13 protein-coding genes and 1 pseudogene are annotated in these 12,825 nt (G+C 68.8%); 2 read left to right on the forward strand and 12 right to left on the reverse strand.

The features are described from left to right. Window positions 1–168 precede the first annotated feature (168 nt). Window positions 169–648, reverse strand: coding sequence for a MarR family winged helix-turn-helix transcriptional regulator (locus ABD116_RS13005; protein ID WP_343968480.1), 480 nt, complete (start codon window positions 646–648; stop codon window positions 169–171). Window positions 649–694: 46 nt separating this feature from the next. Here ABD116_RS13005 and ABD116_RS13010 point away from each other — a divergent pair, with 46 nt between their 5' ends. After that, window positions 695–1,162, forward strand: coding sequence for a pyridoxamine 5'-phosphate oxidase family protein (locus tag ABD116_RS13010; protein WP_343968482.1), 468 nt, complete (start codon window positions 695–697; stop codon window positions 1,160–1,162). A gap of 149 nt (window positions 1,163–1,311) precedes the next feature. On the opposite strand, the gene ABD116_RS13015 is transcribed toward ABD116_RS13010, so the two are convergent. The 6 genes from ABD116_RS13015 to ABD116_RS13040 all read right to left on the reverse strand — a co-directional run bounded on the left by ABD116_RS13015 (window position 1,312) and on the right by ABD116_RS13040 (window position 5,739). Further along, entirely contained in the window at window positions 1,312–2,082 is a 771-nt protein-coding gene (locus ABD116_RS13015; RefSeq protein ID WP_343968484.1) for a DivIVA domain-containing protein, read from the reverse strand. 184 nt (window positions 2,083–2,266) lie between these two features. After that, window positions 2,267–2,572 carry a YggT family protein gene (locus ABD116_RS13020; RefSeq protein ID WP_343968486.1) on the reverse strand — a complete coding sequence of 102 codons (306 nt, stop codon included), beginning with the start codon at window positions 2,570–2,572 and terminating at the stop codon, window positions 2,267–2,269. A gap of 38 nt (window positions 2,573–2,610) precedes the next feature. Continuing rightward, the gene (locus ABD116_RS13025; RefSeq protein ID WP_343968488.1) at window positions 2,611–3,135 is read right to left on the reverse strand and encodes a cell division protein SepF; all 525 of its coding nucleotides are present in this window, start codon (window positions 3,133–3,135) and stop codon (window positions 2,611–2,613) included. A gap of 37 nt (window positions 3,136–3,172) precedes the next feature. Beyond that, window positions 3,173–3,889: a YggS family pyridoxal phosphate-dependent enzyme gene (locus tag ABD116_RS13030; RefSeq protein WP_343968489.1), complete on the reverse strand. Its 717-nt coding sequence runs from the start codon at window positions 3,887–3,889 to the stop codon at window positions 3,173–3,175. Then, window positions 3,886–4,629 carry a peptidoglycan editing factor PgeF gene (pgeF, locus tag ABD116_RS13035; RefSeq protein ID WP_343968490.1) on the reverse strand — a complete coding sequence of 248 codons (744 nt, stop codon included), beginning with the start codon at window positions 4,627–4,629 and terminating at the stop codon, window positions 3,886–3,888. The genes ABD116_RS13030 and pgeF overlap by 4 nt, the downstream gene beginning before the upstream one ends. A gap of 108 nt (window positions 4,630–4,737) precedes the next feature. Further along, entirely contained in the window at window positions 4,738–5,739 is a 1,002-nt protein-coding gene (locus tag ABD116_RS13040) for a S41 family peptidase (RefSeq protein ID WP_343968491.1), read from the reverse strand. 57 nt (window positions 5,740–5,796) lie between these two features. Between ABD116_RS13040 and ABD116_RS13045 the strand changes: the two genes are divergently transcribed. Next, the gene (locus ABD116_RS13045; RefSeq protein ID WP_343968493.1) at window positions 5,797–6,321 is read left to right on the forward strand and encodes an ArsR/SmtB family transcription factor; all 525 of its coding nucleotides are present in this window, start codon (window positions 5,797–5,799) and stop codon (window positions 6,319–6,321) included. Window positions 6,322–6,997: 676 nt separating this feature from the next. Here the strand turns inward: ABD116_RS13045 and ftsZ are convergent. The 5 genes and pseudogenes from ftsZ to ftsW all read right to left on the reverse strand — a co-directional run. Beyond that, a pseudogene (gene ftsZ, locus ABD116_RS13050) lies at window positions 6,998–7,993 on the reverse strand (cell division protein FtsZ); the annotation flags it as partial. Between the two features lie 232 nt (window positions 7,994–8,225). Continuing rightward, a complete protein-coding gene (locus ABD116_RS13055; RefSeq protein WP_343968495.1) occupies window positions 8,226–8,966 on the reverse strand; it encodes a cell division protein FtsQ/DivIB in 741 nt (246 codons plus the stop codon). A 21-nt stretch (window positions 8,967–8,987) separates the two neighbouring features. Continuing rightward, the gene (gene murC, locus ABD116_RS13060; RefSeq protein ID WP_343968497.1) at window positions 8,988–10,427 is read right to left on the reverse strand and encodes a UDP-N-acetylmuramate--L-alanine ligase; all 1,440 of its coding nucleotides are present in this window, start codon (window positions 10,425–10,427) and stop codon (window positions 8,988–8,990) included. Continuing rightward, a complete protein-coding gene (gene murG / locus ABD116_RS13065) occupies window positions 10,424–11,512 on the reverse strand; it encodes an undecaprenyldiphospho-muramoylpentapeptide beta-N-acetylglucosaminyltransferase (protein ID WP_343968499.1) in 1,089 nt (362 codons plus the stop codon). The genes murC and murG overlap by 4 nt, the downstream gene beginning before the upstream one ends. Window positions 11,513–11,517: 5 nt before the next feature. Continuing rightward, entirely contained in the window at window positions 11,518–12,822 is a 1,305-nt protein-coding gene (gene ftsW / locus ABD116_RS13070) for a putative lipid II flippase FtsW (RefSeq protein ID WP_343968501.1), read from the reverse strand. Window positions 12,823–12,825 lie beyond the last annotated feature (3 nt).

A 12,825-nucleotide genomic window follows, 5' to 3' on the forward strand; every position in this document is an offset into this window, starting at 1 on the left:
ATCAGGCCGGATCAGGCCGGATGAGTCGGTTCGTCGCGGGGCGGATCGCCGTGCATGCACAACTCCCGCTGACTGGCCCGACACGCCAGGGGTGAGCGATTGCTCGGGGGGTTGTGCGTGCGTGGGGGGGGGTCGGGTCGTTGCTGTTGGCGACTGATTGCGGAGGGGTTAGGTGGGTGGGCGGACTTGGCGGGACTTGAGGGCTGGGGTTGCGTTGAGGTGGTGGAGGGCGTCGATCAGGAGTTGGCGGGCGGACTCGACCCGGTCGGGGCCCAGTGCCTTTTGGAGTTCGCGGTCGATGGCGGCTCGGTGTTTGCGGGCAGCGGCGATGATCGCCTGGCCGCGAGGGGTGAGGGTGACGAGTTTGGCTCGGGCGTCGGTGGGGTCCGCGGCGCGGGAAAGGTAGCCACGCGCTTGCAGGTCGGCGACCGACTTCGAGGCGGCTTGCTGGGTGACGCCCAGGAGGTCGGCGAGAGTGCTGATCGTCACAGGTGCGGTGACCAGATGCTGGAAGATCACGCCGTCGGCGAAGCGTGAGTCCTCGAAGCCGTCGACGGCCAGGCGGCGCTGGAGTTCGTCGGCGAGGGCCCAGCCGGTGAAGAGGGAGGCCAGCGAGAGGTCGGCATCGGCGGGGTCGAAGGCTGCCATGCCCAGAACTGTACAACCATGGTTGTGCATCGGATAATCTACAACCATGGTTGTGGAAAATGTGCAGAAGGAGTTCATCGAGGTGGCGCACCGGATCGTCTGGTGCACGGTGGCGACGGTCGACCGGCACGGCCGGCCGCGGTCACGGATCCTGCATCCGTACTGGGAGCTCGACGGCGACCAGCTGGTCGGCTGGATCGTCACCAGGCCGACTCCGGTCAAGGTGGCCCACCTGGCCAACTCGCCGTACCTGAGCTGCAGCTACTGGGATCCGAGCCACGACACCGCGTTCGCGGACTGCCGGGCGGAGTGGATCGACGACGTGCCGACCCGGCAACGCGTCTGGGAGCTGTACCGCGATGCCCCCGAACCACTGGGGTTCGACTTCTGGTCCGTCTTCGCGGACGGACCGCCGAGCGAAATCGTCTCGCTCCTGAGACTGACGCCCTACCGGCTGCGGATCACCGATGTCGCGACGCTCAGCGGACAGAAGGCCCCACTCAGCTGGCCGTGAATTCCGGCGGCCGGCAGTGGGGACCCTTAGTCACGAAAGAACAACCCTGAGTCAGAAAAGTCCGGACATGACAAAGAGGCGGTGCTGCCGGATTAGCACCGCCCCTAGTCACGCCAAAGACCAGGTACTACGTCACTACAGGTTAGTGCTTAAACGCCGTGGCCGTGAGCCTGGGCGCGGGCCTCCGGGCGGAAGCCGTTGCGCGGGCTGAGCGTGTCGTCGCCGTTGCCGAGCGCCTTGAGCTGCTCGGTGAAGTACGTCTTCAGGCGGCTGCGGTACTCACGCTCGTACGCGTGCAGGTCGTCGATGGTGCGCTCGAGCTGACCCTTCTGCTTCTCCAGCGTGCCGAGCATCTGAGCACGGCGCTCGGCGATCTCGCCGTCGAGCTTCTCGGCCCGGGCGCGAGCCTCACCGGTCATCCGGTCGGCCTTGCCCCGTGCCTCGTTCTCCAGCCGCTCGGCCTTGGCGCGGGCCTCGCCGATGATCTTGTCGGCGGTGTCCTTCGCCTCCTGGACCAGGTCGTCGGAGTGCTTGGTGGCCATCTCCAGCAGCCGCACGGCGGAGCTGGAGGCGTCGCCGACGGTTCCTGCTGCCGCAGCAGCCCCCGCGGCGGCTACAACCGGAGCGACGACTGGCGGCGGCTCTTCCTTGGGCTTCTCGACGACCACGGGGGCCGGCTTGGGCTGCTGCACGACAGGCGGCAGGGCGGCGGTCTGGTCGACCACCGGGCGGTCCTGCCCACTGCCGGCGCGCTGGGCCGCGGCAAGCTTGGCCCGCAGCTCCTCGTTCTCGGCGAGAAGTCGCTCGAGCTCTGCTTCGACCTCGTCGAGGAAGGAGTCGACCTCAGTGACGTCGTAGCCCTCCCGCAATCGGACGGGCGTGAACTGCTTCGAGCGGACGTCATCCGGCGTCAGCGGCATCTTTCACCTCGTTTGTCTGTGTCTTGGCGGAGTCGTCGTGGCCTGGACCTCGGCGACTCAGTAGATCACGTTATCGCTTCGTTGTGTTCTGGCGGAATCCGGGCGGGCGATAACGGTCCCCATGGTCGGTGTTTCCGGGCGGCTCCTACCCAGCTGGTCGCATCCTCACGCTTGTCGTCACGGCTCAGATCGACCGGATCGCGGTGGAGTTGATCGACATCGCCAGCGAGACGAGGACGAACAACATCAGCATCGACAGGTCGACCCGGATGCCACCCGCGCCGATCGGCGGCAGGATCCGGCGCAGTGGCCGGAGAAACGGATCGGTCACCGAGTAGATCAGCTCGAACAGCAACAGCAGCGGCCCTTTCGGGTGCCATTGCGGCGCGAACATCACGATCAGGCTGAGGACGAACCGGGCCACCAGCATCAGGAAGAAGGCGAGCAGAACCCAGCTCAGAACACCGAGGACGAGCACGAGAGCATCCATGTCAGACAAGAGTGTAGAAGACGGCCGAAGCCACGTCCTCAGCTCTGGTTGTAGAACCCGTCGGCGGCGATCTTTTCCTTCTCCTCCGCGGCCAGCGTCACGTTCGGCGGGCAGACCAGGAAGACCTTGGTGGTGATCCGCTCGATCGAGCCCCGGCAGCAGAAGATCAGCCCGGCGGCGAAGTCCACCAGCCGCTTGGCGTCCGCGTGGTCCATCTCGGTCAGGTTCATGATGACGGGGGTACCGTCGCGGAAGTGCTCACCGATCACGCGCGCCTCGTTGTAGCTGCGCGGGTGCACGGTGGTGATGCGGGCCAACTCGGTAACCTCCGGGGATGAAGCGGTGACGCCACGTCGATCTGGAAACTTGCTGACCGTGCCGACCTGCTGCTCGGCGCCGCGATCCGGCACCGGCGCGGTCTCGTCGGACTCCCCGTCGACGGCTTCTTCGTCGTACTCGTCGTCGTAGCCGTCGTCGTACTCGTCGTCATAGCGCGCGTTGTACCGCTCGCCGTCCTCGACCAAGCCGAGGTACACACCCATCTTGCGCAACGCGCCGCTCATGGCCCTCCAGCCCTTCGGTCGAGTCTCGATGTCGACACTAGCCCAGAGGAGTACGTGTACCGAGTAATGCGCGCCCGAGCCGAACGTGTGTCGCCCCACGCCTGATCGCGGCCTCCAGATCGCCGCTCATCCCAGCGGAGATCCAGTCCGCGCCCGGATGTTCGGAGCGTAGCCGGGACGCTACTGCTTCCAGGCCGGCGAATGCCTCGTCGGGATCGGACCCGAGCGGCGCCACGGCCATCACACCACCCAGCTCCAGCCCGTCAGCCGCGGTGACCTCAGCGGCCAGCGCCGGTACGTCGGCAGGCGCGACGCCACCGCGGCTCATCCCCGTCGCCACCTCTTCCCGCCCGTACTCCGCCAGGCTCACCTGCAGCAGGCAGCGCAGGACCCGGCCTTCGTCGACTGCAGCCCGGGACAGTGCCGTCACCAGGGACGACCGGTCGACCGAGTGCACCACCGAGGCGTTGCGGACGACCGAACGGGCCTTGTTCGACTGCAGCTGGCCGACGAAGTGCCAGGTGACGTCCTGGCAGTCGGGCGCCTTGACCTTGAGCTCCTGTTCCCGGTTCTCGCCCAGGTCCCGTACTCCGAGCGCCGCCAGTGCCCGTACATCGCTGATCGGGAAGGTTTTGGTGATCCCGATGAGGGTGACCGCCCCCTCAGGCCTCCCGGCCGCCACACAGGCCGCCTGGATCCGCTCACGTGCCGCCTTGACGTTGGCGCTGAGCTCCTCCTCCCGGGTGCCGGTCACGCGGCGGCCAGTCTCGACGGCAGCCTGATCAGGCCGGCCATCCGGCCGCTGACGGCGCCTTCACGGCGGTACGAGTAGAGGTTCTCCGACTCGATCGTGCAGGCGGTCGCCTTGACGACGGTGCAGTCGAGCTCGGCCAGCTGGGCGGCGACACCGGCGGCGACGTCGATCGACGGGGTGCCCCAGCTCGTCTCGGCGTACGAGGCCGGGACACGCTCGGCGACCTCGGCTCGCATGTCGGCGGGGACCTCGTAGCAGTTTCCGCAGGCGTACGGGCCGAGTACTGCGGTGATGTGCTTGGCTCCGAGGGCGCGCATCGCCTTGACGGTGGCCGGTACCACCCCGACGTACAGGCCTTTGCGGCCCGAGTGGGCGGCGCCGATCACGCCATTGGTCTGGTCCGCGAGGAGGACGGGGAGGCAGTCGGCGGCGCGGACGCAGAGCACGACATCGGACTGGGTGGTCACCATCGCGTCGGCGCGCGGGCGCGGGTCGATCGCGATGTCGCCGGGTCCGACGACGTGGACGTCGGGGCCGTGGACCTGGTTGACCCGGATAACCCGCTCCGGCGCGACCCCGAACTCGGTCGCGACCAGCCGGAAGTTCTCGGCGATCGCTGAAGCCTCGTCCCCCTGCGCACTCCCCAGGTTCAGTTCCCCGTACGGCGGTTGGCTCGCTCCCCCGAACCGATCGGTGAAGGCGAAGCGGACACCATCTCGAACCTCGTCATAACCGAACACATTCAAAGGCTATCCGTCCGCCGCGCCCACCTGCTGCGCAGGCGGGCGCGGCGGACGGGGAAGAGCGAGGTGCGCGCGCACAGCGCGGAGTGGGAGCCGGGTCGAGGGTCAGCGCGGAGCGTCGGCGTGCGCGGGGGCGGCGCTCAGTGCCTCGCGCGCTTCGCGCGCCTCGTCGGTCAGCGCGCGACGGGCGGGGTCGGTGGGGAGGGCGAGGACGTGGTCGAGGGCTTGGCTGTAGGCCTCGTTGAATGCGCTTGGGGCGGGGAGTTCCAGGTCGGGGATGACGCCGGTGCCTTCCCAGTTGGTGTGGGAGACGGGGTTGAGGGCGCGCTTGATCGGGATGGTGGCTTCGAGGTGGGGGTGGAGTTTGAAGCCGTCGCGCGGGTGGGCGCCGCCGCCGGTGCGTTCGCCGATGACGGTGGCGCGGCCGAGTTGCTGGAGGTCGTAGGTGAGTTCCTCGGCGGCCGAGAAGGTGGTCGAGCTGGTCAGCACCCAGATCGGCTTGGTACCACCGAAGCGCGGCCCGGGCAGGTGCGGAATGGTCCAGAACTGGCGGACCGTACCGTCGGCGGGAGTGACCAGATCGTTCAGGTGGACCGGCTCGCCGTCGAAGAAGTGGCTGCACAGGAACGTCACCATGTCCGGCGAACCACCCAGGCAGCGGCGCAGGTCGATCACCAGCGCATCAGTTGCCGACAGCAACGACATGGCGGCGCTCACGGCGGCACCGGCATGCGTCGGATCGAAGATCAACGGGCGGATCTCGAGTAGACCAATGTTGCCCGCCAGCCGCTCCACCCGGGCCATCCCGCCCGCGGTCAGCTCGGCATGCCGGCGCCACGCCGCGTCCTCGGCGACCGGATCGGTCTCGTCGACCACCTCGTCGACATGGAACTTCAGCCGCAGGTGGCGATCCTGGTTGCCCTCCTGCAGGTCAGCCGTCACCCGGGCCGCCAACTCCTCGGGCTCGGCCAGGGCGTCGTACCGCCCGTCCGCCGCGGCCGCTTTCAGGCGGGTGGCGATCTCGGCGCCGACCTCGGGGAACACGTAGAGCTCGCTGACCAGGGTCGCGAGCCGGTCGATCAGTTCGGCAATCTCGTCTGTGCGCATGGCGAGGATTCAAACACCCGGATTGACAAAGCGTCAAGAACCCTTGACGCTTGATCCATGACCGACGAGATGGTGGACCGGCTGGAGATCTCCACCGCGGAGCAGTTCAAGGCGCTGGGGCATCCACTGCGGCACAGACTGCTGTTCGCGCTCGGACAGGAGGCGGCGACGATCAGCCAGCTCGCGACCTCACTCGGTACGGCGAAGGGCAACGTCGCCCACCACCTCGGCGTACTGCGAGACGCCGGCATGGTCCGCGTCGTGGAGACCCGCCAGGTGCGCGGCGGGACCGAGCAGTACTACCGCCGCGCAGCGAAGCTGTTCGACTTCACCGGCGAAGGCGAACGCGCCAACACCGCCGTCACCCTCCAGGCGGTCGCAGCCGAACTGCAGTCAGCCACCGGCCGGCCGATGCTGAACCTCCGCAACGTCCGCCTGACCGAGACCCAGGCCGAGGAACTCCAGGCCCGCCTCGACGAAATGGTCCACAACCTCGTGGACGCCGGCCCGGGCGAAGCCCGCTACGGCGTCCTCGTCTCGGTCTACCGCCCCCAGCAGCCCGAGCCGACCCCACCCAACTGAAACCGGGTCGGCGCCGGCTGATCGCCGGCACCGCCCCGGTGCACCACAAGTTGTCCGCTTACTTCAAGAAGTCCGGGATGTCGAGGTCGTCCTCGTCGTTGTCCGGCTTGCGCGGCTGACGCTGCGGAGCGGGCTGCGAGGACGGTGAGTTCGACGGGCCGGTGGTCGGCCAGCTGTGCTGGGTCGGCTGGGCAGACGGTGCCGGAGAGGCGGGCGTGTGCGGCACCGGCGGCTGGCTCGACGGCTGGCCGGTCGGCTGCGCCGTACGGACCGGCTCGCCGCCCTGCGGCCGGGCCGAGTGCGTGGTGCCCCGCTGCTGGTCCGTGTTGGGCACCGGCACGGTGTCGTCGGTCGGCGTCCCCGCCGGCGGCTGGTAGCTCGGCGCAGGCGACCCTGCGGTCGTGCCCTGCCCGAACCCGCCCTGGCCCCCGGCGCCCTGGCCGGCAGTCCCCTGCCCGAAGTTCCCTTGCCCAGCGGCGCCCTGGCCAGCAGCTCCCTGACCATTAGCGGCCTGGCCGCCAGTGTTCTGGTTGGCGGGCTCAGCAGCGGCCGTCGTGTTCGCCGGCGGCGTGCCGTAGGGCGGCTGGTTCGCCGGCTGCTGGGCCTGGGTGTGAGCCTCGGCCTGGGTGGCGCGGGGGATCCCCTGGGTGGCGACGTCGCCGCCGGCGGCGGGGAGCTTGTTCTGCGGGCGGGCCTGGTTCATCGCCTGCTCGCGGCGCTTCGGCATCCCGCCGTCGAAGCCGGCCGCGATCACGGTCACCCGGACCTCGTCGCCGAGCGCGTCGTCGATCACGGCGCCGAAGATGATGTTCGCGTCGGTGTGCGCCGACTCCGAGACCAGCTGGGCGGCCTCGTTGATCTCGAACAGGCCCAGGTCGGAACCGCCCGCGATCGACAGCAGGACGCCGTGCGCGCCCTCGATGCTTGCCTCCAGCAACGGAGACGAGATGGCCGCCTCGGCCGCCGCCACCGCGCGGTCCTCGCCGCGGGACGAGCCGATCCCCATCAGCGCCGAGCCGGCGTTGGACATGACGGCCTTGACGTCGGCGAAGTCGACGTTGATCAGGCCGGGGGTGGTGATCAGGTCGGTGATACCGGAAACACCCTGCAGCAGCACCTGGTCGGCCTGCTTGAAGGCGTCCAGGACGGAGACGGCGCGGTCGGAGATGGTGAGGAGGCGGTCATTCGGAATCACTATCAGGGTGTCGACTTCTTCACGCAGGGCGGAGATACCGTCCTCCGCCTGGGTCGCGCGGCGCTTGCCCTCGAACGAGAACGGCCGGGTGACCACACCGATGGTGAGCGCGCCGAGCGAGCGGGCGATCCGGGCCACCACGGGCGCGCCGCCGGTACCGGTGCCACCGCCCTCACCCGCCGTGACGAAGACCATGTCGGCGCCCTTCAGCGCCTCCTCGATCTCCTCCGCGTGGTCCTCGGCGGCCTTCTGCCCGATCGCCGGGTTCGCGCCGGCGCCGAGGCCCCGGGTCTCCTCCCGGCCGATGTCGAGCTTGACGTCCGCGTCGCTCATCAACAGCGCCTGGGCGTCGGTGTTGATGGCGATGAACTCAACGCCCTTCAGACCGTGCTCGATCATCCGGTTGACGGCGTTGACGCCGCCTCCGCCGATGCCGACGACCTTGATGAGTGCCAAATAGTTCTGCGGTGCCGCCACGTCCGCGCCTCTCGCCTCGTTCTGTTCCCGTTATGGCCAGTTGGCCGTCCGAGCTGCGCCTGCCTCGGACCCTCCCGTCCGCCGATCGCTTCGACGACGGAAAAGCCTTTACCTCAAGTACATGATTAGAGTTCTGTCAACCCTAGATTCCCTCGAACGCTACGGGAGACGCTCCGGCAATGTCCACGCGCCTCGCCGCCGGTACCACGATGTATGCCCGATGTGGGCACGGTCACTTCTTTTCCCCTTTGGTGACAGGGAGATCGGGCGCCGAGACGTCGTAGACCTTCGCGTCCCGCTTCATCAGCACGCTGAGTACTTCGGCCTTTCGCTCACTGTCATCGGCGCTGCCCCAGACCACCTTCACGTTGGACCCGAGGTTGAGGGTGATCGAGTCCGGCGAAGCGGCCGAGATCGAGTTCACCTGCGCCCGCAGCGTCTCCGGCAGAGCCGCTGAAACCTTCACCACCGAACTGATCGTGACTTCCCGCCGCGTCCCGACCACCAGCGCCTCGGGCAGATCCACCGGCCGGGCCGGCACCGTCTTGAAGGCCACCCCGGTCGCGTCGACCAGCTCGAAGTTGCTGCCGTCGGTGACGACCACCACCGGCACCCGCTCGGTCACCACGATCTTGAGCTGGTTCGGCCAGGCCCTGGTCACCTGTGCGTCCGCGACCGACTGGATCGTCCGCACCCGGTCCGCGATCGCGGTCAGGTCGACCTTGGCCAGCGGCGTTCCCAGCGGTGCCGCGGCGACCTGGGTGATGGTTGCCACCGGCACCGTATCGGCGCCGGCCACCTTCACCCCGGAGACCGCGAGCACTGACGAGAAGTAGAACAACCAGGCGATCACCCCGGCGAGCAGGACGACCACACCGCCGGCCGCCCAGGGCAACCAGCCGCGCCAGCGCACCAACCGCTGCCGGCGCGCGAACCGCTCCTGTGCCCGGGCAAGGTCAGTGCTCTGACTCATCTCACCACCGCATCCGCGAACTCACTCCGCAGCCGCCGCCGCGAGCGCGGCCCGCTCGGCCAGCAGGCCGAGCACCTCGGGTCCGATCAGCGTCACGTCGCCGGCACCCGCAGTGACCACCAGGTCACCCGGCTCGGCCAGGTCGGCGATCACCTGCGGTACGGCGGACCAGGACGGCTCGAACCGGACCTGATCCGGCTTCAACGGAATGTGGTTGGCGATCAGCGCACCGGTGACGCCCGGCTCCGGGTCCTCGCGGGCCGCGAAGATGTCCATCACGACGACCTCGTCGGCCAGCGCGAGCGCCTCGGAGAACTGGGTCGCGAAGATCCGCGTGCGGCTGAACAGATGCGGCTGGAAGCAGGCGATCACTCGCCCCTCCCCCGCCACGGTCCGGGCGGCGGCCAGATCGACGGCTACCTCGGTCGGGTGGTGGGCGTACGAGTCGAACACCCGCACACCGTCCTCCTCACCCTTGAACTCGAACCGCCGGCCGGTGCCGGTGAAGGCAGCGAGCCCCTCGGCCAGGTCGGCCGCGGACAAGCCCAGCCCGAGTCCTACGGTCAGCGCCGCCGCCGAGTTCAGCGCGTTGTGCTTGCCGGCCTGCTGCAGCTTCACCGCCGGCAGCTTCCGGCCGTGGAACACCGGCACGTACGACTGGGTCGATCCACTCGCGACCAGCTCGGTCACCCGGGTGTCCGCATCAGGCGATTCCCCGTACGTCCGGACGTCGATCCCCTTGGCGCGGGCGAATTCGACCAGCTGCCTCGCGCCGGCGTCGTCGTAACAGACGACCATGAAACCGCCGGGCAGAACCCGGTCGCAGAACTGCTCGAAGGCGAGCCGGTAGCTGGCCTCGTCGCCGTAGTTGTCCAGGTGATCCGGCTCGACCGAGGTGACGATCGACACCTCGGGGCTGTAGGTCAGGAAGGACTTGTCGGACTCGTCGGCTTCCGCGACGAACAGGTCACCGCTGCCGTCGTGGGCGTTCGAGCCGGACTCGTTCAGGTTCCCGCCGATCGCGTACGACGGGTCCGCGCCGCAGTGCTGCAACGCGACCGTGAGCATCGACGTGGTGGTCGTCTTGCCGTGCGTACCGGCGACCGCGATCGTCCGCCGGCCGACCATGACCGAGGCCAGGGCGGCCGCTCGCGGCAGGATCGGGATGCCCGCGGCGCGCGCGGCGACGACCTCGGGATTGTTCTCCCGGATCGCGGTCGAGACGACCACGGTGTCCACCTCGGCGACGTGCTCGGCGGCGTGGCCGACCCAGCAGGTCGCGCCGAGCGCGCGCAGGGCGCCGAGCACCTTGCTGTCCTTGCCGTCCGAACCGGAGACCTCGATGCCGCGCGCGGCCATGATCCGGGCGATCCCGGACATCCCGGCGCCGCCGATGCCGATGAAGTGCACCCGGCCGAGCTTCTCGGCGGGTAGATGGCTGTCAGGTGCGGTGACGATCACGAGGAAGACCTCACCACATCGAGGATGATCCGCGCCAACCGGTCGTCGGCGTCCAGCTTGATCAGACCCTTGGCTGCGTTGGACATGGCTGTCAGACGCTCGCGGTCGTGCAGAAGTTGCGGCACGGTGGCGCGAACCCAGTCCGGAGTCACCTCGGCGTTGTCGACCAGCAGGCCACCGCCGGCCTCGACCACGGCCTTGGCGTTCTGGCGCTGCTCACCGTTACCGTGCGGCAACGGAACGTAGATGGCCGGCAGGCCGACACCCGACGCCTCGGTGACCGCGTTCGCACCCGAGCGGCAGACGACCAGATCGGCGGCGGCGTACGCGTAGTCCATCCGGTCGATGTAGTTGAGCACCCGGTACGGATACGGCCCGGTCTGGGCGACCTCGAGGCTGTTCTTGGAGCCGATCGCGTGGATCACCTGGACGCCGGCGGCGAGCAGGTCGGCCGCGGCCCCGCCGAACGCCTCGTTCAGCTGCCGGGCGCCCTGCGATCCACCGGTGATGAAGACGGTCGGCGCCTCCGGGTCGAGCCCGAAGAACTCACGCGCCTCGGCCCGCAGCGCGGCCCGGTCGAGCGTCGAGATGGCCCGGCGGATCGGCAGCCCGACGTACTGGGCGTGCGGCAGGTCCGTGCCGGGGAAGGAGGTGATGACGTTCTCGGTGCAGTAGCGGGCGGCGAACTTGTTCGCGATGCCCGGGGTCGCGTTGCCCTCGTGCACGACGATCGGCGTCTTGCGGCGCCAGGCGGCGACGTACGCCGGGGTGGACACGTACCCGCCGAAGCCGACCAGCACGTCCGCCTTGGCCTCGTCGAGCACCTTGCGGGCCGCGCTGACCGAGCTGAGCATCTTGCCCGGTACGGCGAACAGGGCCGGCGTGGGCTTGCGCGGCAACGGGACGGGCGGAATCAGCTCGAGCCGGTACCCGGCCTCGGGCACGACCCGGACCTCGAGTCCGCGCTCGGTCCCGAGGGCGAGGATCTCGACCGTCGGGTCGATCCGGCGCAAGGCGTCGGCGGTAGCGATCAGGGGGGAAGTATGGCCGGCGGTACCACCACCGGCCAGGACGATGCTCGGCACAGCTTTCAACGCTCCCGCGTGTTCTCACGGCCAGTACGGCCAGGTGTGCGCCACGAAGACATCCACCCGAATCGGGGCCGCCGGATCTCCTTGAGAGCGGCCTGCGCGCCGGGTTCGGCCTTCGCGAAGGACAGCAACATGCCGATCGCGATCAGCGTCGGCAGCAGTGCGGACCCACCGTACGACAAAAGCGGGAGCGGGATACCCACGATGGGTAGCAGTCCGATCACGGCGCCCAGGTTGACGAGCGTCTGGGCCATCAGCCACACGGTGATTCCGGCGGACGCATAGCGGACGAAGGGGTCCGAATTGCGGGTCGCGATCCGGACGCCGACGTAGGCCAGCATCAAGAACAGGGCCAGCACGGTGAGTGAGCCGATCAGCCCGAGCTCCTCGCCGATCACCGAGAAGATGAAGTCGGTGTGCGCCTCGGGCAGGTTGCCCCACTTCTGCCGGCTGTTGCCGATCCCGACGCCCCACCAGCCACCGGTGGAGAGCGCGTAGAACGAGTGGTACGCCTGCCAGCCGACGCCACCGGGGTCGGCCAGCGGGTTGGTGAAGTTGAGCAGCCGGTCCATCCGGTGCTGCGCGGTGGTGACGAAGTACGCCGCGATCGTGCCGACCACCACGATCGTCGCCACGAACAGCCGGGTGGGCGCGCCGACGATCCAGATCATCCCGATCATCACGGCCATCAGGACCAGCGCCGTACCGAGGTCGTGCTGGCCGACGACGAGCGCGATCACCAGACCGCAGACCGGCACCATCGGGACCAGCAGGTGCTTCCACTGGGTGAGCAGTTTCTGCTTGCGGGCATAGAGATCCGCGCACCACATCACCAGCGCGAGCTTGGCGAACTCACTTGGCTGCAGCTGCAGCGGCCCACCGAGGTTCAGCCAGTTCGTGTTGCCCTTGACGCCGACGCCGAGTCCCGGCACGTAGGTCAGGACGAGCATGAAGACCGATCCGAGCAGCGCGATGTACGCCAGCATCCGGAAGTGCCGGGGCGTCATCCGCGAGGCGACGTACGCCATCGGCAGACCCACCCCGACCCAGATCAGCTGGCGGTAGAAGATCGCGTACTGGTTGCCCTGGTTGGCCCGGTACGACAGCACGCTGGACGCGGACAGCACCATCAGCAGCCCGAGCACGAGCAGCAGCCCGGTGGCGCCGAGCAGGATGTGGTACGACGTCAGCGGCCGGTCGAGCACGTCCTTGATCGCCGCCAGCCACGGGCGTTCGGTCGCTGCGGTCCTGTCCTTCGACTGCCCCTTGGACGGTCCACCCGGCTGATCCGTGATCGTCGTCATGCG

It is taken from the genome of Kribbella koreensis (assembly GCF_039525325.1).
In the GTDB taxonomy this organism is placed as follows: domain Bacteria; phylum Actinomycetota; class Actinomycetes; order Propionibacteriales; family Kribbellaceae; genus Kribbella; species Kribbella koreensis.